The 25,414-nt window shown below is 38.4% G+C and carries 27 protein-coding genes; 12 read left to right on the forward strand and 15 right to left on the reverse strand.

The genetic code is table 11. The features are described from left to right. The first annotated feature begins 71 nt into the window (after positions 1–71). Positions 72–1,313, forward strand: a complete 1,242-nt coding sequence (locus tag PL9631_RS17915; RefSeq protein ID WP_083622402.1) for a PAS domain-containing protein — start codon at positions 72–74, stop codon at positions 1,311–1,313. A 16-nt stretch (positions 1,314–1,329) separates the two neighbouring features. Here PL9631_RS17915 and PL9631_RS17920 read toward each other — a convergent pair whose 3' ends face one another. Beyond that, positions 1,330–1,767: a helix-turn-helix domain-containing protein gene (locus PL9631_RS17920; RefSeq protein WP_083622403.1), complete on the reverse strand. Its 438-nt coding sequence runs from the start codon at positions 1,765–1,767 to the stop codon at positions 1,330–1,332. A gap of 116 nt (positions 1,768–1,883) precedes the next feature. Between PL9631_RS17920 and PL9631_RS17925 the strand changes: the two genes are divergently transcribed. The 5 genes from PL9631_RS17925 (at position 1,884) to PL9631_RS17945 (ending at position 6,144) form a co-directional block, all read left to right on the forward strand. Continuing rightward, entirely contained in the window at positions 1,884–2,984 is a 1,101-nt protein-coding gene (locus tag PL9631_RS17925) for a ParB/RepB/Spo0J family partition protein (RefSeq protein WP_083622405.1), read from the forward strand. A gap of 252 nt (positions 2,985–3,236) precedes the next feature. Then, positions 3,237–4,595 (forward strand): helix-turn-helix domain-containing protein, encoded by a 1,359-nt coding sequence (locus PL9631_RS17930; RefSeq protein ID WP_231516776.1) that lies wholly within the window; start codon positions 3,237–3,239, stop codon positions 4,593–4,595. A 106-nt stretch (positions 4,596–4,701) separates the two neighbouring features. Further along, on the forward strand, positions 4,702–5,349 hold the full coding sequence (locus PL9631_RS17935; RefSeq protein ID WP_083622408.1) for a type I restriction endonuclease subunit R: 648 nt from the start codon (positions 4,702–4,704) through the stop codon (positions 5,347–5,349). A 47-nt stretch (positions 5,350–5,396) separates the two neighbouring features. Continuing rightward, complete coding sequence (locus PL9631_RS17940) at positions 5,397–5,651, forward strand: UPF0175 family protein (RefSeq protein ID WP_083622410.1); 255 nt, start codon at positions 5,397–5,399, stop codon at positions 5,649–5,651. Continuing rightward, positions 5,644–6,144: a DUF3368 domain-containing protein gene (locus tag PL9631_RS17945; RefSeq protein ID WP_083622411.1), complete on the forward strand. Its 501-nt coding sequence runs from the start codon at positions 5,644–5,646 to the stop codon at positions 6,142–6,144. The genes PL9631_RS17940 and PL9631_RS17945 overlap by 8 nt, the downstream gene beginning before the upstream one ends. Positions 6,145–6,188: 44 nt before the next feature. On the opposite strand, the gene PL9631_RS17950 is transcribed toward PL9631_RS17945, so the two are convergent. Continuing rightward, entirely contained in the window at positions 6,189–6,308 is a 120-nt protein-coding gene (locus tag PL9631_RS17950; protein WP_083622413.1) for a DUF433 domain-containing protein, read from the reverse strand. A gap of 167 nt (positions 6,309–6,475) precedes the next feature. Continuing rightward, positions 6,476–6,634, reverse strand: coding sequence for a DUF433 domain-containing protein (locus PL9631_RS27070; RefSeq protein ID WP_083622415.1), 159 nt, complete (start codon positions 6,632–6,634; stop codon positions 6,476–6,478). Positions 6,635–7,652: 1,018 nt separating this feature from the next. Between PL9631_RS27070 and PL9631_RS17960 the strand changes: the two genes are divergently transcribed. Then, positions 7,653–11,258 (forward strand): hypothetical protein, encoded by a 3,606-nt coding sequence (locus PL9631_RS17960; RefSeq protein WP_083622416.1) that lies wholly within the window; start codon positions 7,653–7,655, stop codon positions 11,256–11,258. 256 nt (positions 11,259–11,514) lie between these two features. On the opposite strand, the gene PL9631_RS17965 is transcribed toward PL9631_RS17960, so the two are convergent. The 5 genes from PL9631_RS17965 to PL9631_RS17985 are packed head-to-tail and all read right to left on the reverse strand — an operon-like array spanning position 11,515 to position 15,797. Further along, complete coding sequence (locus PL9631_RS17965; protein WP_083622418.1) at positions 11,515–11,817, reverse strand: HNH endonuclease; 303 nt, start codon at positions 11,815–11,817, stop codon at positions 11,515–11,517. 52 nt (positions 11,818–11,869) lie between these two features. Then, positions 11,870–13,414: a GH3 family domain-containing protein gene (locus PL9631_RS17970; protein WP_083622419.1), complete on the reverse strand. Its 1,545-nt coding sequence runs from the start codon at positions 13,412–13,414 to the stop codon at positions 11,870–11,872. Then, positions 13,414–14,022 carry a DapH/DapD/GlmU-related protein gene (locus PL9631_RS17975; protein WP_083622421.1) on the reverse strand — a complete coding sequence of 203 codons (609 nt, stop codon included), beginning with the start codon at positions 14,020–14,022 and terminating at the stop codon, positions 13,414–13,416. The genes PL9631_RS17970 and PL9631_RS17975 overlap by 1 nt, the downstream gene beginning before the upstream one ends. Continuing rightward, a complete protein-coding gene (locus PL9631_RS17980; protein ID WP_231516777.1) occupies positions 14,019–14,765 on the reverse strand; it encodes a sterol desaturase family protein in 747 nt (248 codons plus the stop codon). The genes PL9631_RS17975 and PL9631_RS17980 overlap by 4 nt, the downstream gene beginning before the upstream one ends. A gap of 9 nt (positions 14,766–14,774) precedes the next feature. Then, a complete protein-coding gene (locus PL9631_RS17985; RefSeq protein WP_083622422.1) occupies positions 14,775–15,797 on the reverse strand; it encodes an aromatic ring-hydroxylating dioxygenase subunit alpha in 1,023 nt (340 codons plus the stop codon). Positions 15,798–15,820: 23 nt separating this feature from the next. Here PL9631_RS17985 and PL9631_RS17990 point away from each other — a divergent pair, with 23 nt between their 5' ends. From PL9631_RS17990 to PL9631_RS18010, 5 genes are all read left to right on the forward strand, one after another. Further along, entirely contained in the window at positions 15,821–16,195 is a 375-nt protein-coding gene (locus PL9631_RS17990; protein ID WP_156090620.1) for a hypothetical protein, read from the forward strand. Continuing rightward, positions 16,195–16,608, forward strand: a complete 414-nt coding sequence (locus PL9631_RS17995; RefSeq protein WP_083622424.1) for a type II toxin-antitoxin system VapC family toxin — start codon at positions 16,195–16,197, stop codon at positions 16,606–16,608. Before PL9631_RS17990 ends, PL9631_RS17995 begins: the two co-directional genes overlap by 1 nt. Before the next feature lie 262 nt (positions 16,609–16,870). Next, a complete protein-coding gene (locus tag PL9631_RS18000; protein ID WP_083622425.1) occupies positions 16,871–17,617 on the forward strand; it encodes a hypothetical protein in 747 nt (248 codons plus the stop codon). A gap of 53 nt (positions 17,618–17,670) precedes the next feature. Beyond that, positions 17,671–18,753, forward strand: a complete 1,083-nt coding sequence (locus tag PL9631_RS18005) for an IS630 family transposase (protein WP_083616166.1) — start codon at positions 17,671–17,673, stop codon at positions 18,751–18,753. Positions 18,754–18,814: 61 nt separating this feature from the next. Next, complete coding sequence (locus tag PL9631_RS18010) at positions 18,815–19,555, forward strand: hypothetical protein (protein ID WP_083622427.1); 741 nt, start codon at positions 18,815–18,817, stop codon at positions 19,553–19,555. Between the two features lie 53 nt (positions 19,556–19,608). On the opposite strand, the gene PL9631_RS18015 is transcribed toward PL9631_RS18010, so the two are convergent. The 7 genes from PL9631_RS18015 to PL9631_RS27075 form a co-directional block, all read right to left on the reverse strand. Then, entirely contained in the window at positions 19,609–19,905 is a 297-nt protein-coding gene (locus PL9631_RS18015) for a 2Fe-2S iron-sulfur cluster-binding protein (RefSeq protein ID WP_083622428.1), read from the reverse strand. Further along, the gene (locus PL9631_RS18020) at positions 19,898–21,082 is read right to left on the reverse strand and encodes a P-aminobenzoate N-oxygenase AurF (RefSeq protein WP_083622430.1); all 1,185 of its coding nucleotides are present in this window, start codon (positions 21,080–21,082) and stop codon (positions 19,898–19,900) included. The genes PL9631_RS18015 and PL9631_RS18020 overlap by 8 nt, the downstream gene beginning before the upstream one ends. An 8-nt stretch (positions 21,083–21,090) precedes the next feature. After that, on the reverse strand, positions 21,091–22,014 hold the full coding sequence (locus PL9631_RS18025) for a hypothetical protein (protein WP_083622431.1): 924 nt from the start codon (positions 22,012–22,014) through the stop codon (positions 21,091–21,093). Between the two features lie 40 nt (positions 22,015–22,054). Next, positions 22,055–23,068 carry an aromatic ring-hydroxylating dioxygenase subunit alpha gene (locus PL9631_RS18030; RefSeq protein ID WP_083622433.1) on the reverse strand — a complete coding sequence of 338 codons (1,014 nt, stop codon included), beginning with the start codon at positions 23,066–23,068 and terminating at the stop codon, positions 22,055–22,057. A 5-nt stretch (positions 23,069–23,073) separates the two neighbouring features. Beyond that, positions 23,074–23,814 carry a hypothetical protein gene (locus PL9631_RS18035; protein WP_083622434.1) on the reverse strand — a complete coding sequence of 247 codons (741 nt, stop codon included), beginning with the start codon at positions 23,812–23,814 and terminating at the stop codon, positions 23,074–23,076. A 150-nt stretch (positions 23,815–23,964) separates the two neighbouring features. Next, positions 23,965–24,975 carry an aromatic ring-hydroxylating oxygenase subunit alpha gene (locus PL9631_RS18040; RefSeq protein WP_083622436.1) on the reverse strand — a complete coding sequence of 337 codons (1,011 nt, stop codon included), beginning with the start codon at positions 24,973–24,975 and terminating at the stop codon, positions 23,965–23,967. 24 nt (positions 24,976–24,999) lie between these two features. Further along, positions 25,000–25,410 (reverse strand): Mpo1-like protein, encoded by a 411-nt coding sequence (locus tag PL9631_RS27075; protein WP_083622437.1) that lies wholly within the window; start codon positions 25,408–25,410, stop codon positions 25,000–25,002. Between the last annotated feature and the right edge of the window lie 4 nt (positions 25,411–25,414).

Genomic DNA, 25,414 nt, shown 5'->3' on the forward strand with positions numbered 1-25,414 from the left:
TTTTAATCCTCAAACTTTCAAGCGTGCCTGCTGTGCTCTTTTGTTGTGTAAAATTTCAATTTAGTAATCCTATGCGTATACCATCTCAAAGCCCCCAATTGGAGGCTCAACCTACATACCGAGTTCACGTTAAACTTATAACTTGGAAATGGAAAGATTTTTCAGCTAACGCCTATCAATTACCCGATGGCTCAATTGCTATGTCCTACAGACAAATGGCTCTCAAGGTTTGTCAGAACAAAAATGCAGCTAAAGAATTTGTTTTAAAGGCTAACTTACCTCAAATTCAAGTGCGATTTGAAAACTCACTATCGGGTACTCTTGTTCCTCTATCTAGCGTTGCTGATTACTGGAAACACGTTAATTTCTCTAACCCTAAAACCATCCCAGCTTTTTTAGGATGGAGGGCAATTGAAGAATATTTAGCAGAAGTGGAACAACGACCTTTGTGTTCTTGGCCCACTCAACCTTTTCTGATTTTAAAAGCCGTGTACAACCTAAATATCCTAACCGATAAACCCTTACTTCAGGTTCTAGCACTAGCTCAAGCAGATGGTCAACGACAATATCGGATCGAGATTGCCTCGGCTTTAGCATTAATTGGAGTAGCCCCCCAATGGTTACACAAATGTAGGTCAAAAACTCGAACTAAATTACACAACCAAGGTTTCACAGGTGTACAGCTAACTCAATATCTTCTTGAAAGTCAACAATATCCTACCCTAATCTCTCCCAGAGAATCTCAACAATTAGTGAGTAGCAACACCATTAGTTTGAAAGAGTGTTTGATTATTTGGGAATATTTTGCCGAGCGTCAATTTAGTTGTGCCATTGGTTGTCTTAAAGCTCTAGCTTCTGAATCTTTTGAACATAGAATTGCGAAAATAGCTGGTTCGAGAGAACCTAAAAACTTCCTTAAAATTGCCAATCCTTTCAGGCTTACTTATAGCCTCGAAAATTTCTATCAGTCCTGGCAAATCTTACAGCTTATTATCAACCATATTCCCCAAAACATTTTTTGGAAAAATCGGAATTCTGTCTATCTGGGTTGTAATCAGAATTTTGCCCGTTTAGCAGGAATAGAAACTCCAGAACAGATTGTGGGAAAAACGGATTATGATTTACCTTGGAGGAAAGAAGAAGCCGATTGGTTTCGCCAATGTGATGCTCGAATTATGAATAACAATGCTCCTGAGTATGGGATTGTCGAAACTCAACTTCAAGCTGATGGTCAACGTCCTTTAGTTAATACTACTAAGATTCCTTTGCTGGATAGGGAAGGGAACGTTACTGGCTTAGTAGGAATTTACTAATATTCTCTTAATCAGATCAATGTTCAGAACTCACCCAAGATCCTTTAGCTTCTATCGTTTGCAGTGCGACTTGAGCGACTTGAACCGCCGCTTCAAATGGCAAAGCTCTGACTTCCGCTAGCAAATCTGCAACCGATAAACCCAAAGGTTGAGTTGAATCTGTAGGTTCTACATTCCGAGCTTGACCTTGACCCATAAAGCTATTGTTGAGTGAGGTTGAGGGTGCTAGTTGAGGAATATGTAGATATAGCTGAAGTTGCTCTTTAGTCCATCCTTTTAAATTTGCCAACTTTTCCAAATTGTCATCATCAGGCCAGACTGATTGCTTCTCCCAGGTTTGTACTGCATAGTAACTCACACCCAAAAGCTTGGCAAAGCTGCGTTGGCTTTTGTCACCCCGCATTTCTCTAACTAGACTCGCTAACTTTTCTTTAGGTGTAGTCTCCAGCAGCATTCTTGGTTCCCTTTACTAACCCAAAACGACGATTACAACAGACCAGTATACAATCAAAATTTGACATTTTATAAATGTCAATTTAGAATGACATCAGCTTTTAAATGTCACTTTAAATGTCAAAGTCAGAGGTTTTCAGACAAGAAGTATCTATAGACATTCTAACCCCTCACCCATTGAATATCAAAATCTATGGTGAGCATGAGGATGTCTCGTCTTTGGCAAAATCAATTGAAATCAGCAAATGGGTCAAACCATTGGTTGTGACGAAGGATTATGTCATCGTTTCTGGTCATCGGCGCAGGATCGCACTTCAACAACTCGGATGGCTAACAGCCCCGGTGGAAATCCAAGAGTTTGTGGACGAGATAGAGATCCTAGAAGCACTGCTGTTAGAAAATGTCACCCGTGAAAAAACCCTAGAGATGCGAATTCGAGAGGGGATGGCTTGGGAAAGCATTGAAGCGGAAAAAGCTACCTCTCGCAAAGGAACTCGGACAGATTTAGGGAACATGGTGGAAAATTTTCCACCATGTTCACCACGAACAAAATTTGGTAAGTCTCGTGATGCTATTGGCTCTCGTATTAGCCTTTCGGGTAAATCCTATGCCAAAGGACGAAAAGTGGTAGACATGATTGACTCCGAAGATCGTGAGGGAAACCTTTCATCGGCATCAACATTGCGAACTGCTTTAAGCAAAAGTATAGATGCTGCCTATAAATTAGCGATCAAGCCCAAAAACACTAGAGAGGCGATCGCCCAAATGCTCGAAACAGGCAAAGTTAGCAATATTACCGCCGCTATCCGTCTGGCCAATCAACAGTCTGAAACCAAATCATTGCCATTAACGCCCTCCTGTTGGAACTGCGGACACCGAGGGGAACAAATCAATAACCACAGTATTTACTGCTACAAGTTTGGTCTTCTCGACCTAGTAGACAAATCGGGGGAAGAACAAGGTCAGAACTGTAGTGAATGGACAGACCCGACTTTATCCTCGCCTCTCCCGAAAAAAACAACTTTTCTCCTTTCCTTGTTACTTCCGGTCGAGTGGCAAACTCAATTAGAAGAAATAGCCGCCACTATGGGTTTAGATGCAGCAACATGGGTCAAACATCTCATCGGTGCCAACCTGCATCTGCATCCTGAATTGGCTCAGATGGCTCAGAGTCAGTCGAATTGGGTGGGGAGGAATAAAGTATCAAGAGAAAACTGAACTCTCTATTCTGCATACAAGAACCCCAGATCAAGCCTAACTAAAGCCTACAGAAAGCCCAATTTTAAAAACATTTTCTAATCACAGCAAGTGGGAACTAATATAGATAGTACAGATTCTAGGGTTGATGCCATACAGCTGGAAATTTTCGGGTTAGACAGTCCACAAACTCCTGTGGTCAGGAAACGTACCCGCAAAGCCATCAACCTACCTTCAACAGAACTGCCATTGTTCGCAAGCAAGGATATAGAAATGATGGCAACAGGAGCCCCTGTAACTAGCGCAACTCAAGCTTACCTCAAACCGCCAGATTGGGAGAAATATAACGAGGGTAGTTTATATTTCTCAAAGGAATTTGGCAAGGGCCGATTTGTTGAATTCTACATTCTCAACAATCAAAAGCAGCAGCCGGAGTTTATTACTGAACAAGCCGAGTCAGAAATTCTTGAACGATATGGGGTCATGGCCGCCCGACTTCACGTTTTATTTGCTGCCTACGCCGCCCGTCAAGAGCAACCCTGGAAAGATCCATTTGATTTGCGAGGAACTGATTTAATCAAGAGTTTGGGATTACATCAAACCAATCGAATGAACAAATCCGCAAAACTCAAAGCTGTTGCTGACTTAGCCTGGATTGTTGGCACTCTGGGAGCAAAAATTCATTGGTATGAAGGCGAACTTAATTTATGTATTCGGCATACTAGCCCAATTTGGACAATTCTTTATGTAGAAGAGTTTTATCAACCGGATTTATTTCAGGAAATGGGAGAGTTAATCGAAGTCGTCATTCGAGTTATGCCTGGAGCTTGGACTGAAAAATTTCTCAATAAACAAGATGAACAATCAAAAAAAGCTCTTTATCAATATGGCTTTGTTAATTCAGACATCTTTAAGCTCAATCATTATAAACACAACCTTGCCTCGGCTTTAGCATTATATTTAGTTCAAAATCGCCGTTTTCATTCCCAAGGAAACTATCGTATTGAAAGCTTACTTAAAGGAATCTTATCACAAGAAAAAATTGAAGAAGTTCGTCGGAAAAAACAATATCGCTCCCGCTTTTTCAAGCAATTTTATGAAGCGTTAGAAGCATTGACAGAAATCGGATTCAAGTTCAAGTTTGCCCAATCATTTCCTCAAGCCTTGCTACCCGTTTGGGCTGAATTGCCCGATGAAAAACTGAACGAGCTAAATCCCATTGAAACAGCACCTTTAGAACAGTCCTTACCCAAAGGATTTTTTGAGACATGGCTCAATAGTGTGGTATTTGTAACAGCCCCACTAAAGATTGAATCAGCAATGAAAGTATTTGAACGCAAAAAAAGAAAAGCTCTTCCCCCAAAATCCCCAAAAGTACCTAAGCAATCAAATCCAACTCAAAAACTAGAACAGGTAGAAATCATTGACTCTCAAACTGACACTCAACTTGAACCACACCCAGCACTCACTGGAGAAATGGTTAAGCAGATGCGCCAATCTCAAGGATGGACTCAAGTTTATTTAGCGTCTAAAATTGGTAAGAGTGTTAGTTGGGTCAAACTGGTTGAAAGTGGGCGACGGAAAATTAATGAAAGTTCCCAGGAAACACTCCGAGAAATTTTGGGAATTTAACTATATTCTAGCCGCCTTTCTTACAATCTTGGAACATTTCTTCAATTAATATAGATAGATTCCACCGACACGCTATATCAATAACCTACCCCTGCTCTCATTAGCTATGGTTCAAACTAAACCGATTTCAAAAACCATCACCAGTTTGCTTAACCTGCGAGAAAGATTTAATCTTACTCCAACAAGCAACGATCAATTCTCTCCAGAATTTACCCAAGACTTACCCGAACTCACAGACTCGGAAACAGCCGCCCTAGACCAAATCAGAAACCGATTTTTACGCCATAGAGAACGCGGTTCCCTAGCCGAAGGAACCATCAATCACTTAGTTATTTCTCCCTTATTAGCCCTAGCTAATTTATACGACGAACCCTTTTTTGTCACCACAGAACCCGAAGTTGAACTGTTCCTAGAAGACAGAGACAAAATATTAAGAGGACGCATCGACACCCTAATTATTCAACAGCAATTCTGGGTATTAGTTGTAGAATCTAAATCAACAATCGCCTTTTCTGTAGCCCTGCCCCAAGCCCTCACTTACTTAATAGCAAACCCCAACCCAGAACGCCCCGTTTATGGATTAATTACAAACGGTGACGAATTCCAATTTATTAAACTTTTAAATCAACCTAACCCGAACTACGATTTATCTAATATTTTCTCCCTATTACTTCCCCATCGCAATCAACTTTATGACATCATGCGAATCCTCAAACAAATTAGACAAATTATGATTGAAACCCCTGTCGAATAATATCAAAATCAGTAGATTTGATTTTTTATAAGCCCGATTATTCTCCTATGACCTACCAACTTAAAATCGACTACCCCGAAACCTTCCCCGATGCCCTCCAACAAACAAAAGAACAATTTGAACAAGAAGCTAAATGGGCAATGGCAGTTAAACTCTTTGAACTCAAACGACTTTCTTCTGGAATGGCAGCCGCGTTAATTGGGGTAGATAGAGTTACATTTCTCCTCAAATTAAAAGATTATGGTATCCCCATGATTGACTTAACAGAAGAAGAACTATTATCTGATTTAAAAAATGCCTAACCCGGAAAGAATTGTTATTAACACCTCCCCGCTAATAGCCCTTTTGGCTGCCTTGGGTGACTTAACTATTTTGCAATCCCTTTATCCAGAAGTATTAGTTCCTTTTGAAGTCTGCCAAGAAATTCTTAGTGGCGGTTCTAGTAACTTTGCTGTTGCCGAATTTACTGCTGCTAATTGGCTACAAAAACAGCCTAACCCTCTGAATATTTCTCCTCTCCTCCTCAACTCATTAGACATTGGCGAAGCCTCAGTGATTCAATTAGCTTTAAATGAAAATATCCAAACCGTTTGTATTGATGAATCGGTCGGACGGCGAATTGGTAGATTAAGCAGTCTTTCCGTTACAGGTTCCATTGGGATTTTATTACGTGCCAAACAGGAAGGCTACCCCTTATCAATTAAACAATCTATTCAACAAATGATTAACCAAGGAATTCGATTAAGTACAACTGTAATTGAATTCGCCCTCAAGCAAGCCGGAGAAAATAATTAATCCAACTCAAAATTAACCTATCTTTTAATCTAATACGAGAAACTTCATCGGCCAATATTATAAATACTTTTTACTTGAGTTAAGCGAGTAGCAAAGAGTAAAGCCGCTAAAATATCATCCCGTTCTAAATCATCATAGTCTGCTAAAATTTCCTCAATACTCATCCCAGAACTCAGTATCCCTCTTCTGTCACTCTCCGGTTTTTCCTATGATTAGTAATTTCCAAAGCCACGTTATAGTCAACTATCTGGGATAGGGCGATCGCATTTTAGCCAATTTCGCACTCTCAGGAACTGCTACTCGGAAAAAATAGCGTGATCACTTACTGTGTCTACGCTCTAGGACTCAAAAATGCAAGATTTTTCGGAGAGTGACAGAAGAGGGATAACTCTAAAATAAACTCAATTGGATAACGCAATCCCCGGATACAAGGTTTGCCATGACAAATATTTAGATCGAGAGTAACTCGTTGCAAGAGGGAGTCATTCATGAAACTATATTCTGAAATAAACTCATTATAATAGCAACTAATTTGCTTTAGCAAGAAGATTTTTATTAATAATTAATTAACTTAATCAAAAACTACTGTGGCAAAAAAAACTGTTATTTATAACGGTAGTTACATCAAGATTGTTCCTCAAGTGTTCAGTACAAATTGATAAGATGATTATGCAAAGAAAGTGGAAGAATAGGCTTTTTTAAATATTCCTAAAAATCAAGAATTATAGTAAGCCCTAAAAAGCTTAAGTGAAAAAAAGTTAGTACACCCACAGTACCAAGTTAGATCATTAGGTGATTGACTCTGATTGATTCTAACCTGCAAAAGATAGCTAGTGATATCAATCCCTGCTCCGACTTACTCCACACATGAATTCGTCGATTGGCATCCTTTGATTTTCCGTCAAATGCTACGTCTCTAGCTTTGCACAAAACTTCCCATCCTGTTACCCATTAATTGCTCATCGCTACCCCAGTAACGCAGGTTACAGTCGCCATGTCATTGCAAATTTGCTCCCGCTTTCCTCATGGTTACAAAACTTGTAACTATTGATTTATATAGCTTTAGCGCGTTTTTTGCATCTTCTAAATTCTCCCATGCTGTGACTTTATTTTCCCGTGCTGTGACTTTATCCTCCCATGCTGTGACCTGAAAAATTTTAAACCTTTATACAGCAAGGGTTTCAGCGATGGTTACAAGCCTGATCATATTGATCAGTCTTGATCCACACGAGGTAAAAAAGCCAAAAAAAGCAGGGCGGTAGTATGGGAAAACTCAATTCCCAGTCTCGTTATGAAACCTTACTCAACCCACTACAGGCTGTTTAAACGCCATCAACACGCCTTAACTGCTCAACTAACAAAACACCCCTACTCCTCCAAAACAACGCTTCTAGGGGGTGAATTCTTTGGCTAAATTCATTTCTAGTAAACGGTCTAACCCCTGCCCGATCTGTAACGACATCAAAGGCAAGTGTCGTATCCTCCCCGATAGTGACCTGGTGTTGTGCATGAACAGCACCGTTGACCTTGACGGTTGGCGGTTTCTCGGACTTTCACAAGGAGGGTTATGGGGAAAATATGTACCCCTACATCCTGGCGAGTTAACCCCAGAAGACAAAATACTCCGACGCCAACAAGCTGAAGAACGCTCATTAGAACGACTTGCCATCAAACAAGGGATTGCAGAAAGTTTGTCGATGCAACAGCGCGATCGCAACTTCCGACAACTCCTGAACCAACTTAGCCTTCACCCCGATGACCGAAAAGACTTAGAACGCCGAGGGTTATCTGCTGAACAAATTCACCGGGGAATGTTTCGTTCCGTTTCTCCAACAGTCAAACTCGATGAACCCGTCTCCCCTCAACTTCCTGGTATGGCGGTAGACGGACGACATCTAACCGTTAAACATCAAGGTTACTTCTGCCCCATCTTCAACCCAGAAGGATTAATTATTGGCGGTCAAATTCGGCTTCGAGATACCGTAAACAGCAAATATCGATGGTTACTTTCTCCTCAAAATCGTAATCGTTCCCATGCTGTGACCTCCCACCTTCAAGAAACAGGTGAACTTCCCCTACAATGTGTCTGGGTTAATCCTCTACAACGAGATATTCGACTCGCTGAAGGAATTCTCAAACCTTGGATTGCTGCCCACCGCAGACATCAAAACTATTTAGGTGCCGCCGGAGGACAATTTACCAGCAGTCCCCAACTACTCAAACGTAACCTTGAAATTTTCCAACCCCAACGAATTATTCTCACTCCTGATGGGGGTGCTAAAAATAATCCCCACGTCATCAGACAGTATCAACATCTTTATCAACTACTGCAATCTTGGGGTTACTTTTTATGGGTTGAGTGGTGGGGTCAGGAAACCAAACAACATCCTGATGTTGATGAAATTACCCCAGATACCGCCACAGAAATTATTCCTTACTCTGAATGGGATGTCACAGTAGGGGAAGAAAGGATAGCCTTCGGTGAAAACGCCTTCATCTCTGCTACTGAGTGGGAAAACCGTTTTAAACTGCCTCAACTCAAAGCCGAGTTAACCCAAACCCTAAAAACTTTTTTTACTAAACTTCTCAAGAAACCTTCAGTAACACAAGGATTTGCACCGCAACTTCCTAAAAATCCTCTCCAAAATCCAGAGGCAAAATTACCCGTTTCTACCAGCGCCATAGTTAAATGGCAAGCCCCCAAATTTTCCCAAATTAACTACCAACCCGGAGAATTACCTGAGTTTGAGGATTGGTTACAAATCGGTTCACCCAGTATTCAGTTTGAAGCAGGGCAACGTCTAACACTCCTAAAAGAAGCATACAATAAGGGTTATCAAACCATCAAAGATTCCACTCCTCCAGGTTACGGAAAATCTTATGATGCAGGGCAAATTAATTTATCAACTTTTGACATTGACCCAAACGACAAAGACAACAAAACTCGGATTTTCTATCTTTCCCCTGACCATCGAAATCCCACTAATATTACCCTTGAACAAAATTATATTGATCTCGAAGCAAGACACGAAGGATTAATTCAAGACACCACCCGCACAACGGCGATGGGAAATCCCTTCTTAGAACGTTGGAAATTTTCTAAGCAATATCAAGCCCCTACTATTCCCACCAACTGTCCTGAAACTCGCACGTTTGAACTGACAGCACAACGGAATTTAACTGTTTTTGGCGGCCAGGATTCTCCCATCTGCCAAAGTTGTCCTCATCTGCACGGATGTAGCTTCTTAAATCAACGATGGGAAACCTTAAGTCATCAACGGTTAATTCGGGCTGACATTCACTCAATGTCAAAACCAGCCGAGACTGACATTGGCATTATTGAGGAGTCAGGAGTTAACTTACATCCCACTCAAACCGTGAGTGTAACCTTGGCAGATATTGAGAGAACGGCGGGAAAACTACAATTTGCAAAAGATCTCCGTATCTTTAAAGCATTGCGTCCTATTTTAAGTTCTGTTTATCAAGCAATTAAAGATTTATCTTCTCAAAATAAACGCTATGGAATGAGCCATTTTGAGTTGATGAAAGTATTACCCACACCGGAAGAACTTAACGATAAAATTTGGGAATTGTATGCAGACGATTGGTTAAAAACTAATAATGTTTGGGGAAAACCTCGTTATCACTATGAAATGATTGATGGTGAACCTGTTGCTACCCATATTATCGGTGAAGATTGGGAAATTCCGTCTCTCCACGACCTCAAAAAAGAATGCTATCGTTTGTTAGGACATAACCTGGATAAATTGTTAAATGGAACAATGAGCCCCCAGGAAAAGCAACAAGTTATTGAAGAAAATCTGATCCTGAATTGGATAGCTCCCCTTGTTAATGCTTTATGTGGAAATCGAAGAATTAGTTTACAAGTTGTTGGCAATACCTTAACGATTACTCAACCTTGGAAACGTCACTTAGAGATTGTTAAATCCTTTGGGTTTAGAATTTTTCTGGATGCGACTCAAACGAAAGAAGATTTAGCTCTAAATCTCAAGATTGGTTCAACACAGATCTTAGAAATTCGCCAACGTCAACAATCGATTCCTAATTTACAAATTCATATTATTCGAGGATTAGGACATTGTGGAAAACAACGACGCCAAACCCAACAGGATAGAATTAGAATTGCAGTAGAGGCGATCGCCCATCGTCATCAAGGTCAACGAATTGCTGTTAATGATCATAAGGCAGTTACAGAAGACTATCAACCTTTACTCCATACCTTGTTAGAAAAATTGGGTTATTGGCATCGAGATACCAGGGGTTCTAATCAGTTTCTCAACACTCAAATTCTCTTAAATGTTGGTTTACCCATTCCCAATTTAGGACAACTTGCGGCTCAATGGCAAGCCCTCACAGGACAGTCAAGAAAGCCAACTCAATTAACAGGAGAATATGGAGCCTGGGTATATCGTAAAATTTGGGCGGAACTGATTCAAGCGGATGCTCGACTTCGCGCCCATTTGAGACAGAATGAACAATTGCACGTCTATCATTTGGCTGATTTAGATAATGCTGCGGTATTACAGTTACGTTTAGCATTTCCAGGTGCAACGGTTACTGTTGAAGATGTTTATGATTATGCACCGGAAGCAGCCTCGAAAGGGATACAAATTGAACGAGGAATTATAGCCACTATGTGGGATTTAATAGAAGGTGGCAATAAAACAACGATTGATCAAGTTGCTGAATTGGTAGGGGTTACACAAGGGCGAATTAGTCAATTTTGTTCATCATTAGGGGGGTTTAAGCAAGTCAAAAAAACTTTAATTTTGTTATTAGAAGCTCTTAATAGCAAAACTAAACTTTTGGATTTACCCGAAGAACTCAAATGGATGGCTCAAGTTTATCTTCCTGCGGTTGCTCAAACTTTAGAATCTGAAACAATAACGGCGGAGGAAAATACAATTGAGGTGGTTCGTGATTTAATGACTGTTACTAAGGTTTACAGTATTAAGCCGTTGAGATTGATTTTAGCTAACACTCCCCTACCTACTTTATGCCAGTTATTTAGGGTATTAGTCCGTGTATTGCCAATTGAGATTCAGGATGCTTTAAAATCGTTCTTTTTATGGAAAATGGCTGTTACAGCTTGACTAAGCCTACTAAAAATCAAATTGCAGAATGTAGAATATAATATTAGCTTCCGTAATTTCTGTAAATTTGAGGGACGCATAGTAGGGATAATAAAGAAGTTTTAGCCGGAGAATAACTCTCCATTACTTCGTTAACCATTGATTGTAATTCTGACTAATAACTCCTAGCTCCAGATTGAATCTTATGGCTCAAATTATTCCTAAATTTTCAATAAAACCGGGCTATTGACCTCAATCTTCAGTGTTCAATTCAGAATTAGGATAATTTTAAGTTAAGGGATAATTGCCCTGGGGAAATATTTCCTCGACTGCGACGATGACAAGCTAGATGGCAACTTGTACATAACGGAACCAAATTTTCTAAACGATTATCAGCCGGGTTATGGTTCCAGTGATGGACTTGCAGTGTATAAGCTCGGCGTCGTGATTTGATGGCATCTGATAAAGGTTCTCCAGGTTTTATACAGAATAAACCACATTTTTGACATTGCCAATTCGCCGCTTCTTTAACCGACCATGCCAGTTCCTTCCAATTTTCAGGATAACGATTTGAAGCCATGAATAAATTTGGTGATTTTCCTTAAACTCTAGTTTAGTTTTAATACTTGTCCTTAACAAGAGGTTTGTAAATAGTCTGTAAGTTGGTCAAAAAGATCAGCGTTAATAGGGTATGTTCCGAGAATGGGATACTTAACACCACCCCAAATACTACCCGATCGCACCCGATACAATGCTAATAATTCAGGAATTTTCGGGGATATAAAAACTTGTGGGGGTGCAAGTTGATCAAGTAATCGCGCCCGTTGGTATTGAATTGATTGTGATAAAGCTATATCTAACTGTTTAGCTAGAATTTGTGGGTTTTCTACGACTTGATCCAGTAATAAAATATAGTGAGGTGGATTAGCAACTGGAACTAAGCTTTTAAAGCAAGTTTCTGGAATATTTAATTGCGCTAAAATATCACAAACAAAGCTTTCTTGTAGCTTTTCGCCTACTAGATCGCTGATGGCTTCATTTCGTCCTAAAAACTCTAAACAAGGAGTGTGATGATATATCCCCGATACGCGAATGCGATCGCCAATTCGATAACGATATAATCCTCCCTTTTGCGATAAAATAATGGTATAGGTCTGCCCAATATTAAGTTCGTGTAGTTGATAAAAGCAACCCTGATCATCTTCAAACTCAAAAAAGACTTCATCCAAAACAGGAACATATCCGTTAGCTCCTATTAACGGAATTGTCATTGGGGCTTCTGTGGCTAATAAACCTTTACCTTGAACGAAGACATTAGGAAATTGTAATTGCAACCCCTTCGCCCCATCTCCTGAATTAGCAGCATCCCAACAGGAAATTAGCTTTAAATTAGACCAAAGTTGTTGCCAAGGAATCTGAGGTTCTGCGAGTAATTGCAGACGTTCATTTGATATTTTTTTCTGTAATTCTTTTGACAATAATTCCTGATATTCTTGAATATATTTTAAATGAGTTTGGAGAAAGCTAGGACTCCAAATTGAAATAATTTCGAGTTGTTCAGCTTGTAATAGTGCTAAAGAAAGCAGATGTTTAAATTGCTGGTAATTCTGCAAACTTTTCAGTTTTTCTGGCATGACTAACCAAGGACGCAAAAACCATCGCAACCCATTATCTAAGTAATCTAAATCATTTTGCAAAGAAAGGGGATGATTGGATTCAGAATCTAGGGAACCGAATTGAGGTGAAATACAAGCATAGAGTTTACCTGTGGAAAATTTAGGGCCATTTTGAATTAAGTCATACGCCCATACACAAAACATTTGATTGAAGGATTTTCGCAGCGATCGCGTGTAAGGAATCCATTTCACTGCACCGCTACTTCCAGAGGTTTTTTCATAAAATAAAATTGGTTCGGGTGTTAGTGGAATTCGCTGGCGTTGAGAATTTTGTTCTCCTAATATCCAATGTCTAATGTTATCATAATCAACGATAGGAACGTGCTGCCAATCTGCTACAGAGCGAATGTTTAAGGATTTGCCGTACTCGCTTTGAATCAGGCGATCGCAAATTTCTCTTTGCACCAATTCTTGTGTCGCTTGCGGGTTATCTAATGCTCGATAAAATCGCCGATAACTTGGGGCTAGAAGTTGCCCAAATAGTTGAATAAATTCACGCATTATTTTACTTTTTGATTAGGATAAAGGTTAGTTGTAACCGGCAGATAAACACCATTTTCAATAGTTACACCGGGCGCAAGATTCGATCCAGCACCGATAAAAACATCATTGCCAATTTTGACTTTTTTGACATACAACATTAAGTTTTGCTTACGGGGTTTAATGATATGAGAATAAATGCCAACTCGATGTCCAATTACAACGCGATCGCCAATTTCTAACAAACCGCGATCGGCAATTTCTAGCCCTGGTGTCCAGTATACATTTTGCCCGATTTTCGCCCCCCACAACCGCAACCAACCAGAAAATACCCCTGGAATTAATCGCAATACCGCCTCTAAAGCTGGAATTGCAATATATATTACTTGAATTTGATGGCTACCCCACCAAGGGCTATATTCTTTTCCCTGTAAATAACTAATCCCTTCTTTAATCGGATAAATCCACTGATGTAATCGATAAATAAAAACGGGCAAACCATAAAGAGAAAACAAGATAGTCAAAGCACTAAAAATGCCGGGTGAATGGGCAAAGTAGATTAACGATCCGCCAATGAATAGTAAAATGATAGCCGGAAATAATAAAAGAATTTGACTCAGTAGTGTCATGAAAAAGGAAATAAAAATTTTTGAGTAAAAGTTAATGAAATTTTAGTTCCAAGTTGAGTTGGCAATTCACTGTTTTGATAATAAGTTCCATGCAACCGATCCCAAAGTTTTAAATTAGCACCGTAATTGCAGTTAGAAAACTGGCTGGAATGATGCCATGAGTGATCCTGGGGCAAAATTAACCAAGGAGATAGAAAACGGTAAAACCAACTATTTGCAGGAACAATCAGTTGGCTGTGTCGCCATAAATCTAGCACAGAAGTTAAGCTAACTCCTAAAAGATAGGCTATGGGGTCGGCTAGCACATACAAAAAAACTGAATGAATCCACAAATAAACAATAAAAAAGCTTGCCCAAATCGTGTTACGAGATGTTCCCAAAACATCCAAATGAGTCACGGTATGATGCACTTGATGAACGTTCCAAAAAAAAGTAGAATGCAACAAGCGATGATTCCAGTAATAGAGATAATCAACGACAATAAAGCTAATCAGAAAGGTTAAAATTGGAGACACATGAAGATATCCGGGTGATATCGGTAGCCAGTCACGATAAAATTGATAAATTATCGTCGCTTGCAGAAGTGGAATTAGCATTCCTTGTACAAACAATCCAGCGCTATCTAATAACCAATCTTCAAAAGATTTTGCTTTGAGTTGAGTTCTCCCTAATTTATTGCAGATAGTCCAGCCGACCAATCCGATAAAAGCAACAAACACTATAATTTGAACAAGAATCTGCATAAATAAAGATTAAACAAAAAATTTAACTTTAACTGATTCATCGGGTAATTGTCGCGGATCTTTTCCAGAGGCGATCGCATTTCGGATCGACTCTACAAATACATGAATTGTATCAGCAGGGGTGTTAGAAAATTGGGTTCCATATTTGGCAATTGTTTCTCCTTGAATCCCTAATATTTTCACATCCTGCTGAATAATATGTTGTGCTGTCCATCTAACAAATGGACGGGCTAGTTTATTCCAAATGCCATAGTTATAAGTAACATCTGTGTAAACTAGGGTCGCATTTTCGCTTTCAGGAATGGATTGACTGGTAATAAACAAATGGCGGTTTTTTCCCATCTGATATTCTACACTGGTAATATTTGGCATATAAAAGCGATCCCAATGTTTAATTTCCGCACCCTGCTGATTTAAAAAGCGACTGTACCATCCTAAATTAATGGCTTCATTACTATACTCCACTAAAACCGAACCATTTTTTCGTTCTACAATCATTTGTAGCATTTGTTGACGAGGTTGGCGGAAAATACCGGGATGCACAAAGGCAGTATGGGGAATATCAATAAAGTTTTCTACACAATTCGTCACATTATTTTTAAAACGGTTAATCACTCGTATTGTTTCCCATCCAGATTCTTGATAATGGGGCATATAAAACGGGTTAGAATCTTCTTTAGGATGGTCATTTAAACGTACATAAATATAACCATCTTGTTCTTTTGTTGCATAACATTTAGCTCGACGTTGTTGGGATAATTTGATTGAATTTCCCTCCGAAGGAACAGCGATCACATGACCATTTTGATCGTAAACCCATCCATGATAAGGACATTGTAATGCACCGTTACAAACCTTTCCAATAGATAGACGACTACTGCGATGCAAACAGCGATCTCGCAACGCCACAGCTTCTCCATTTTCTCCCCGAAATATTGCTAACCATTCTCCCAAGAGCGATCGCGCCAATACCGTGTTAGGCTTTAATTGGTCACTCAATGCAACAATGTACCAGAAATCTGCAAATTGCATACAGTAAAGTTTATGAGGTAGATATGCTGAAAACTTTTTGGGCTACTGTTCGAGAAGGAAAAATTGAACTATTGGAGTCATCAGAGTTACCCGAAGGGACAAAAGTATTAGTAACAGTTTTACCTGATAAAGAAGCTGAGTTTTGGCTTCAAGCCAGTCAAACATCACTGGATACAGTTTGGAACAACACTGAGGACAGTTCTGAACTAAAAGAGCCGATACCAACGTTAACAACACTCACCAGTCCTCTACAAAAATTGTCATTGCAGCAAGAAACCAGTTCTCAATTGAAAAAGGGAAACCTTTCTCGATTACGAGGAATTGCCAAAACGACAGAAACATCGGGTGAAGATGTCGAAACAGATTATATTAACTATCTTACCAAAAAATATCAGTAATGCGAGTTTTAATTGACACAAATGTTGTTCTTGATTTTTTGCAAGAGCGAGAACCTTTCGTTGATGATGCAGCCAAAATATTTGCAAAAATTGATGCTGGAGAACTTGAAGGGTTTATTTCAGCCATAACAATTACTAACATTTATTACATTATTCGTAAAGTATCTGGAAAGATAACTGCACAAGATGCACTAGCGCAAATTATGACAGACTTACATATTTGTGCGGTCGATAGAGAAATTTTAGAACAAGCGATCGCATTGAATTTTCAAGATTTTGAGGATGCAGTGCAGTGTGCTTGTGCAATAGCAAATGAAGTAGATGTGATCGTCACTCGTGATACTTCTGGATTCGTCAACGCGGAAATTTTAGTAATTGCACCTGGGGAGTTAGAAAATATTATGGGTAGGTAAATTAAGCGATCGCGCTAACACCGTGTTAGGCTTTAATTGGCTGCTCAATACAACAATGTACCAGAAATTTTCAAATTGCATGGTGTATGGTGATAAAAACCGAGAGCAATCGTATTTCAATTATGGCAAATTCTTGAGGATAACTGGGATATTTACATCATATTATTAGGTCTTAACTGGTATAAATACTACAATTATGTTGTATTGTAGTATAAATCTTAAAATTGCTGATTTGTAAGGTATTCATACAGAGGTACTTTATATGACTCATCCAGGATGGTTAGGTGGTTTTCCAGGAGATTGGACATATCATGGTGATGCCAAACTTTTAATTGGTGACGCTGTTCAATCCATAACTATTAGCCTACGCCTCCTCTTTGTAGAGCAAGCCGATATAGATGTCAAGCTAATATGGAAAGGTATTACTGATGATGAGCAATTAAAAACTGCCGTAAAGATGCAAGAAGAAAGGCAGCAACTTCTAGTTATTCAAGAAAGTATATTTTTAATTGGATATTCTAGGCCACCTTTTGAGGCTAATAACGGAATAACAAACTTTCATGTGACAAGATTTATAACTTCTTCTGGGCTACCAAAAGATTGTTTTACCGAAGAACAGACAGATTATTTTATTCAATTAAGAGCTTACTTAAATGACGATTTTTCATCAATGGATGATATTTTTGCTACAGAATTTGAGAATATCCCCCAGCGAAGAGACAGAAACTTTAGCACTATAAGAACTCACCCAAGTTTGTATTGTGCGTTGAATTCAGGCTACGAAGTCAAGTGTGGTAAAAAGTATATCACTCACAAAGATCACAATATCACTTATACAAAAAATATAGATACTCTCTATAAATTTAGTTTTATAGATGTTAGTATTCCATTAAAAAATAAACATCTAACTAAGCTGATAATTGATGAGGCCCAAGAAATTGAAGTTTCGTTAGCTAGACATTTAGAGCAGGCTCTCAATGATACTTGTGCTTTTCTCAGTATTAAGTAGGTGGTCATAAATAGAGTTAAAATAAGAAATGAAGAAATATCAGAGGAATAGTCATGCCACTGAGGTTAAGAATTCAACTAACAGAAGAAGAAAAACAAGAGCTACTAACTCTGTATCAGCAAGAGAAAGTTCCGAAAAGAACAAGGCAGAGAATAGATATATTAATGTTTAGTGATGGAGGATGGATGGTCTCAAAAATAGCCCAGACTTTAAGGTGTTCAGAAGCCATGGTAAGAAAAACAATAACTCGATGGATAAATCAAGAAAAAGAAGGATTATTTGATGCTCCTCGTTCGGGAAGAAAACGGAGGTGGAAAGAAGAAGATATAGAATATTTAGAAACTTGTATAGAGTCAGATGAAAGAACTTATAATAGCCGTCAACTGTCGGAAAAACTTCTGCGAGAGAGAGCGATCGCACTAAGCGCAGAAAGAATTAGAAAAATCTTAAAAAAAAAAGACTGGCGCTGGAAAAGAACAAAAGCCAGTTTAAAGAAAAAACAGAATCCCGAAAAAACAGCGAGCAAGAAAAGAGATTTGGAGACGTTAAAGCGTTATGAAGAAGAGGGTTTGGTCAGATTAAAATATTTAGATGAGGCAGGTTTTTGTTTATGGAGTCCTGTGAGTTACACCTATGTAAAAAAGGGGAAGCAGAAACAAATAAACCAGACGAAAAAGCGAGGAAAAAGATTGAATGTAATTGGAGTATTAGAAAAAGGAAAAAGTTTTGAGTACGGTTTAAGTTTGTCAGGAATTACAAGTGAGAATTACATAAAATTTATAGATTGGCAAGCGGAAAAAGCTGAAAAGCATTTTCAAAATACTCGACAAATTACCGTACTGATTCAAGATAACTACAGTGTCCATAAAAGTCAAAAAATACAAGAAAAAGAAAGGGAGTGGCAAGACAAAAAATTAGAATTTTTCTTCCTGTCTGCTTATAGCCCTGAATTGAATGAAATCGAACCAGAATGGCATCAATTAAAAACTCATGAACTGGCGGGAAGAATGTTTGAAGATGAATATGATTTGAGCCAAGCTGTGATTCAAGCCATTGAAGATAGAAACGAAAGAAATGATTGTACCTGCGATCGCTTGCGATTTAATTCCCTGAGTAACTCTCAAGAATTATCCTAAACAATCTTTTTCTATTATTGACTTTATTTATGACCACCTACTTATTTGTGATTATGAAATTATGCCAATTTATTATGATTATTCGATGTTTTATAAACAGAAATATATTTATGGTCGAATAATTCCTATTTGGGATAGACGAAGAATACCTAGAACTAGCAAATCTTGGCCTACAAAAGGAATCCATTTTTTAGGCAATATTACTTCATTTCTTGAATGTTGTCCTTTAAGCAAACAACTGAGCCGAGGAATTGAACACCTAAAGATTACAGTTTATGAATCTACTGTAGAGTTGAAATTAATGGCAGCCTGTTCTGCAATTGAATACTTCTATTCCTACTGGTTTCGGGAAATGAATGGACTCTCAAAGCTAATCAACGCTGTTTCGGAAAATAATCAACTTGTAAAGTTGAAGCAGGTTTCTCCTGGTAGAACACCGTCCCTTTCGACTGTCATCCGATTCTTCATTGATGATTTAGGCATTGATTGGAAGAAATACATGGGTGATAAAGCTAGTCCTCAGTTCATTCAAGTTAGAAATGACCTTTTACACGGGAGTTTTATCTCAGATGATATAAAAATTTTTGAAGCAGAGGAGGTTGCTCAAAAGTTGGGAACAGAAATTTTATTCTCGATTATGAAAAATATTTCCAAATTAAAGGACTCTGAAGAATATGAAAGTTTGCCTATTCGGACTCCAGAAAAAGATTTTTATAAACTTTCAGATGGCTGGAATGAAATTAGAGATGTATTAGATGAGTTGCATACTGATAAAAACTACAAACGATTCTGGGATCTATAATGGCAATAAATTAGAAAGTAAACTATTCACAGTAATTAATTCTGCTTTATCTTTCAACATTCGCCATCTAATCTAAAAATTTTAACATTAGCTGTGAGGTCAATTTGACAGGCTAATCGAGCATTTGGAACATTAGGTGCTAATGTATCCAACAATTCCTGCTCATCTACTTTAGCAGCAGGAATATCACCAATTACTTTAACTAAGCAAGTTCCACAGATTCCCGTCCGACAGCCAAACAAAACAGGTGAATTTTGAATGGTTAGATGTTCAGACAAATTTTGATGAGGTTGCAAAGTAATGGGAGGATAATCAGTTCCAGGAAAGGAGATTTTACATAAATTAGACATGGGAGAAATCCTCTCGATATTGCCGTTCAAAGCGTTGAAAAGCACTTTTTTGAATTGCTAAATATTGGGGAATGGAATTAGATGCCATTAGCGTCATTTCTCGATTGCGTTTCCATAGGTAATCGATCTTTTCCACATACACTTTATAAGATTCCATTGCTTCTTGATGGGTTAAATAACTGCGGTGTAATCCCTCTGATTCCTCAGTAAAGCAGCGTCGCATCATGTCTTTAGCTTCTTTTTTAGTTAAGTTAAAAATAGGCGATCGCAACACCCGATAAATTTTGCTATACAATGCTGGATCATACCAAAAAATCCCATTAATAGCAGCAGAAAAATGAAAGTGATCCCGTTGACATCCCCATAATCCTAAATTTCCCACTAACGTTTCAAACGAGGTGGGTGGTGTAAGACAAGTGACAACATCGTGAGATAAAATTGTCGAACTATTAAAATGAAAGCTTTCATCGAGAAAATGATAGTAAGAAATTTTAGCGGGAATGGGTGCTAACTCTTGATGGGGATGTTTCTGATAGTAGTTGCTGAGTTTATGCTGGATTAATTTACCATTTAATGTTCGCACGCCTCGGACAGTAAAATACTGACAAGCCAAAAAAGTATTATTTGCAGAAATTAAACCAAAGTATTGAAGTTGAATCTTTTTCCACCAGGTTTTTAACGCATTTGTATCCGCATAAACCATTGTTTCTGTAAAGGGCGATCGCATTGGGTAAGTAAAAATTAATTCACCAAACAATGCTTGTTCAACTTGTTTAGAAATCGTGCGAAATGCGTTAATATGGGCGCGTTCTTGAGACGATTCTAAATCTAATGTATCGCAAATTAAACGGAAATCTTCATAGGCGTAAAGACCCGTAGCGCTAGTTTGATTAAAAAAGATAGTGGCAATTTCAGCCGAGACAATTTGCGAATAGTAAGCGACCCAGTAAAGTTGATTTAGAATTAAGCGCTGATCTGGACTCGATTGCTCCCATAAAGGAGTACCATACAGTAAAGAAAACTCCTCTGGATTCCAATACTCATTTTTACAATCTTCATAACAAAACTTTTCAACAGCTTCATCCATTAAAGTCGTCTGATCTTGCTGTTTGTTGCGTTTATAATTAATTTGTAACTTGCGATAAATCGTGGGATGATTGGTTAATTGATTTTCCATATTAAAGTTTAACTAAAGTTAACGCATTGGTGAGCAGGTAAGGGAACAAAAGCACCTTTTTCTTCTAACGCTTGAATGATCGCCTCTGCTGATTTTCCCCGCATCAGCGATCGCAATAATTTTAACCGAGTTCCGCTATGGGTTTCCGTATCCAATTCTTCTAGGATTTTGATTTTTTGCGATCGCGAAATATCTCCTTTCACCTGTGCGATCGCACTTAGCACATTTTGGGGGCCAACTCGTACCATCATTAAAAACTTTGCCAATAGTTCAATCATTAATTCTTGACTAGATTTTGAAATTAAAATTTTCTCAAACAATAAACTTCCGGTTGCCTGATGGCGCGCTTCTGCCTCCAAAAAACCAGAAAAAATTTCTGCAAGATTTTGATAACAACATTCCTTTGCCAGTCGGCGATAGTGACTTAAACCCCATCCTTCTAACACCACTTGTAACACAAATAATAACACAGTTTTATCGGTACTTTCAACAACTTCTGCTAATAAGTTTAGAAACGGATCTTGATGATTCGTTAATTCAATTTCTGGCAAAAAATAGCTGATTTGACTCAGATGATTGGCTTCATCGGCTGCAAATAAACCGTAGAGCATTCGTTCTTCAACGGTTTCTGCTAAAAGCGTCATTTTTGCCATATAACCAACGCCTGCATTCTCAATATAATATGCTTCTTCTAATAAGCTGCGGTTAACAAATTCAAGAATAGCAGACTGTTCGCGATCGCTGGCATCTTGAAACATTTTAACTCGATTCAAATTAAAAAATTCCGCATTCCAATATTGGTAACTTAAGTCTATTTTAGGACGTTCTTGCTTGGGCAATGCTGCCGTCAAAACCTGTCTTAATTTGTGATTCGAGGTGACATGAGGTAAATTTAATCCGGCAATTTGGGATTCTGATAAAGGTTGATTCATACTAATATACTTAAAAAATAGATGGATTGCGATCGCGATTTTATACCTGATCAACTGCTTCCCAAGTTTTCCAGTTCAGTGCTTTCTGGCGGTTAACCTGTTGCATAAATTCTCGAATGGAATGATCCGCTTTTGTGGGGGTTTTTAGGTCAAATTGAATGGTTTGAAAGACTTGTGTATCCCCCTTAGCAAAGTAATTACCAACCTGTTGAGTTAACCACAGTAACCCCTGATTAATTCCCCATTTCAAACATCCCGATCTTTTCGGGGTTATTAAAATTGTTTGTCCCTCGGTTTTTCCTCCCTCAATCATTCGGAGTGCAAAGACAATATAGAAGTGCAAAAAATCGGGGCCAAGGGTTACTGTTCCCGTGCTACCATACCAATAACACATACTATAAGTCACTTCATTTTTATAGAGGGGACGAATCAAACGAATTAACCCATAATCATCACCTCCCCTGGTTGTATTGCTAAAAGTAATAGCATGAGAATTCAGTTCTTTAGAATCAAAAATAATCTCTAAAGGTAAATTGTGAACTGTATTAAAGTGGTGAGCATCGATCGCATTAATTAGCAGCACATTCGGATGACAGTTTTTAATAAATCGAGTCCCCAAACGATAATCGCAATCTACCTGTTCTAATTCCGGTACAAAAGGCAGTAAATTAGGTGAACCTTCTCCCACCCACACCCAAATTAGACCATAATTTTCTGCCGTTTGCCAAGTTTTTATAGACACATTTAGGGGTTTTTCCAACGAAGGAATATCGATGCAAATTCCATCCCCATTATATTTCCAATTATGGAAAAAACAGCGAATTTCATCCCCTTCTACCTTCCCTTCTGCCAAATGAGCACCCATGTGGGGGCAATAAGCATCTAACGCCACCACCTGACCGCTAATACCCCGATAAATGGCTAAATTTCTTCCCAAAAGTGTGACCGCTTTCACCTTCCCAACTTTTAATTCTTTAGAGGGTAATGCCCAGTACCATCCCTCAACAAATTGAGTGGGATTATTAAAAATAGCATGAGGTTTTTGATCAGACATAAGAATTAAATTAAAACCGAGTTTTGCACAAATTCTAGGGGTGATTCTGCATCCCACATTCGTTGTCCCGCCGGGGTGAGATTTTCATAACAAATTTCTGTTAAACAAACCAATTCATCACCTAATTTATAACCTGGGTTTTGAGTTGTAAAAAAATGAATATGAGGGTTAGTTTGTCGTCCCGATGGAATTTCTATTAATTTATCCTGAAGAATCTGGGGAGATTGAAAGCGGACAATTCCCGTTGCTTTGTTATAAAAATCACCATAATATTCTTCGGCTAAACTTGCCATTAACTTTTCAGTAAAAACAGGGGTATTTGTATTGTATTGAGGATAGAACTCTTTCCAAAATATGGGCAGAAACCGATAGGTACGAAAACCCGAACAAATGAGAAGCCAATAGAGTTTATTTTCAGTATGTTTTTGACGTAAAAAATTAACGGCAGCGATCCAAGTTCGAGGTAAGGTGGTGCTTAACCAAACACTGGGATCGACGATCGTATCCCCTGAATAAATAACACTAATTTTTTCCCCTAAAAAACTCGTCTGACACAACATTAAGGTCGAAAAGCCTTTTAGAGTATTAGTTGTTTCATCTCTTAACAATAATACCCAATTTTTGCGATCAAGATCGGTCTGGAACCCATCCCATGTAATACCCAGAAAATGATTGTCTAAAAGGGTATACATAGAAGTACGATCGCTAAGATGTAGCTTTGTAACGGGAACTAGCCAACTTTTCATGATTTGGAGACTACCGGAACTCGGTTTTCAAGTATACTCTTCTAGTTTACTCAATGTTATTTGAGAACAGCAATAGCTCACCTTTATTAAGATAATAAACTTAATGCAAATGAGTTCCTATTTTTTAGGATTAAGTGATTTTTAATAGATTCATCTTAAATGACAATTTTCATCCCGTGACCATTCAGAGGGTTGAAGCTGATTAACATACTCTATATATTGAACTAAGGGTTGATCAATACTGAGGATTATCTGGGGATTAAACCGAATATTATCATAAATTTTGCCATCTTCATCCCTGAGCATATAATAAGCCAAACGGGTACAAAATAATAAAAACTGACTGAACAAATAACCCAGGATTCCCTGACGTTTTTCGGTGACATAAATCGGTTGAATTCGGGTTCTTTGTGGTGCGATCGCCGTGTAAGCATAAATCATGTGAAGGGGAGGAAATAGCCGTACATTTTTCATCATTGTCAGTAAACCAATGCAGCCATCTGCATAACGCATAGAATACTCATAACTAGACCCTAAAAAATATTGCCCTAACCTTTCTCGCCAAGTTGTTTGGGGGAATTGTCCCCGCATCGTAAAGTCAATTTGTGTCCCTAATTCATTTCTGTTTAAAGATAGCTCCATTTTAATATCTAAATGATGAATGGTTTTCAAATGTTGAGCATCAATTCCATTCATCATACAAATATGATGATGGCAACTTCTTTCAAAAGCGGTATCAGCTTGGCTAATAATCTCTTTTCCCTTCAATTCATCAAATTCAACCACACCTTCCGATGCTTTAGCATCAGGATAAATCCAAATAAAGCCGTACTTTTCCTCCGTTGCGTAAGCTGTTAATTTAGCTTGAGTAGGGATTTCCACTTGACAAGGAATATTTTGACAAACTCCTGTTTCATCAAATGCCCAATGATGAAATGCACAGCGAATCCAATTTCCCTCAACTTGCCCAATTCCTAAATCTGTTCCGAGATGAGGACAATAGGCATCTAAGGCCCGAACTTTTCCATCTTCACCTCGAAAAATGACAATTTTTTGACCGCAAATTTCTACAGATTTTGCTTTTTTTTGAGGTAATTCTTGACTAGGGCAAGCAATATACCAACCTTTGGCAATAATATTCCAGTTATTAAATTTTTGCATAAAAAACCTTAATTTTAAAATTAGTTAATTGACTTTTAACTGATACTGTTGTAAAATTTCTTGACGTTGACGAATATCCTCTCTATATTTTCCCGATAGAACCCTAAATAACAGTTTACCTAAACAAAAAGATGCTCGCCATGAGAAGATAGCATCCTGTAAATCAATAGCACTTCGTTCAAATAAAAAATGTCCAGCTAATCCGATTAACTGCGTAATAGGCAAACCGAAGAGTAACCAATAATTGTGCGATTTCCAACTGATGAAAAGTAAGCCGTAAAAGAAGAATATACCGATAATGTGAAGGCTTATATTGAGCGGGTGTTGGTGTTTCAGAACAAAAATATCCCAGTAGTCTGTAAAAGGATGATTGAGAATGCGATCGCTAATTTTATTGTTCAATTTTGGGTTGAAATTAGGAGTGATAAATTTCATAAAC

The organism is Planktothrix paucivesiculata PCC 9631 (assembly GCF_900009265.2).
Taxonomy (GTDB): Bacteria; Cyanobacteriota; Cyanobacteriia; order Cyanobacteriales; family Microcoleaceae; genus Planktothrix; species Planktothrix paucivesiculata.

What these genes read in the sequence shown, in the direction of transcription:
- PL9631_RS17915 (WP_083622402.1), top strand. Translation starts at nt 72, where the DNA reads ATGCGTATACCATCTCAAAGCCCCCAATTGGAGGCTCAACCTACATAC.
- PL9631_RS17920 (WP_083622403.1), bottom strand. Translation starts at nt 1,767, where the DNA reads ATGCTGCTGGAGACTACACCTAAAGAAAAGTTAGCGAGTCTAGTTAGA.
- PL9631_RS17925 (WP_083622405.1), top strand. Translation starts at nt 1,884, where the DNA reads ATGTCAAAGTCAGAGGTTTTCAGACAAGAAGTATCTATAGACATTCTA.
- PL9631_RS17930 (WP_231516776.1), top strand. Translation starts at nt 3,237, where the DNA reads ATGATGGCAACAGGAGCCCCTGTAACTAGCGCAACTCAAGCTTACCTC.
- PL9631_RS17935 (WP_083622408.1), top strand. Translation starts at nt 4,702, where the DNA reads ATGGTTCAAACTAAACCGATTTCAAAAACCATCACCAGTTTGCTTAAC.
- PL9631_RS17940 (WP_083622410.1), top strand. Translation starts at nt 5,397, where the DNA reads ATGACCTACCAACTTAAAATCGACTACCCCGAAACCTTCCCCGATGCC.
- PL9631_RS17945 (WP_083622411.1), top strand. Translation starts at nt 5,644, where the DNA reads ATGCCTAACCCGGAAAGAATTGTTATTAACACCTCCCCGCTAATAGCC.
- PL9631_RS17950 (WP_083622413.1), bottom strand. Translation starts at nt 6,308, where the DNA reads ATGAGTATTGAGGAAATTTTAGCAGACTATGATGATTTAGAACGGGAT.
- PL9631_RS27070 (WP_083622415.1), bottom strand. Translation starts at nt 6,634, where the DNA reads ATGAATGACTCCCTCTTGCAACGAGTTACTCTCGATCTAAATATTTGT.
- PL9631_RS17960 (WP_083622416.1), top strand. Translation starts at nt 7,653, where the DNA reads ATGAACAGCACCGTTGACCTTGACGGTTGGCGGTTTCTCGGACTTTCA.
- PL9631_RS17965 (WP_083622418.1), bottom strand. Translation starts at nt 11,817, where the DNA reads ATGGCTTCAAATCGTTATCCTGAAAATTGGAAGGAACTGGCATGGTCG.
- PL9631_RS17970 (WP_083622419.1), bottom strand. Translation starts at nt 13,414, where the DNA reads ATGCGTGAATTTATTCAACTATTTGGGCAACTTCTAGCCCCAAGTTAT.
- PL9631_RS17975 (WP_083622421.1), bottom strand. Translation starts at nt 14,022, where the DNA reads ATGACACTACTGAGTCAAATTCTTTTATTATTTCCGGCTATCATTTTA.
- PL9631_RS17980 (WP_231516777.1), bottom strand. Translation starts at nt 14,765, where the DNA reads ATGCAGATTCTTGTTCAAATTATAGTGTTTGTTGCTTTTATCGGATTG.
- PL9631_RS17985 (WP_083622422.1), bottom strand. Translation starts at nt 15,797, where the DNA reads ATGCAATTTGCAGATTTCTGGTACATTGTTGCATTGAGTGACCAATTA.
- PL9631_RS17990 (WP_156090620.1), top strand. Translation starts at nt 15,821, where the DNA reads ATGCTGAAAACTTTTTGGGCTACTGTTCGAGAAGGAAAAATTGAACTA.
- PL9631_RS17995 (WP_083622424.1), top strand. Translation starts at nt 16,195, where the DNA reads ATGCGAGTTTTAATTGACACAAATGTTGTTCTTGATTTTTTGCAAGAG.
- PL9631_RS18000 (WP_083622425.1), top strand. Translation starts at nt 16,871, where the DNA reads ATGACTCATCCAGGATGGTTAGGTGGTTTTCCAGGAGATTGGACATAT.
- PL9631_RS18005 (WP_083616166.1), top strand. Translation starts at nt 17,671, where the DNA reads ATGCCACTGAGGTTAAGAATTCAACTAACAGAAGAAGAAAAACAAGAG.
- PL9631_RS18010 (WP_083622427.1), top strand. Translation starts at nt 18,815, where the DNA reads ATGCCAATTTATTATGATTATTCGATGTTTTATAAACAGAAATATATT.
- PL9631_RS18015 (WP_083622428.1), bottom strand. Translation starts at nt 19,905, where the DNA reads ATGTCTAATTTATGTAAAATCTCCTTTCCTGGAACTGATTATCCTCCC.
- PL9631_RS18020 (WP_083622430.1), bottom strand. Translation starts at nt 21,082, where the DNA reads ATGGAAAATCAATTAACCAATCATCCCACGATTTATCGCAAGTTACAA.
- PL9631_RS18025 (WP_083622431.1), bottom strand. Translation starts at nt 22,014, where the DNA reads ATGAATCAACCTTTATCAGAATCCCAAATTGCCGGATTAAATTTACCT.
- PL9631_RS18030 (WP_083622433.1), bottom strand. Translation starts at nt 23,068, where the DNA reads ATGTCTGATCAAAAACCTCATGCTATTTTTAATAATCCCACTCAATTT.
- PL9631_RS18035 (WP_083622434.1), bottom strand. Translation starts at nt 23,814, where the DNA reads ATGAAAAGTTGGCTAGTTCCCGTTACAAAGCTACATCTTAGCGATCGT.
- PL9631_RS18040 (WP_083622436.1), bottom strand. Translation starts at nt 24,975, where the DNA reads ATGCAAAAATTTAATAACTGGAATATTATTGCCAAAGGTTGGTATATT.
- PL9631_RS27075 (WP_083622437.1), bottom strand. Translation starts at nt 25,410, where the DNA reads ATGAAATTTATCACTCCTAATTTCAACCCAAAATTGAACAATAAAATT.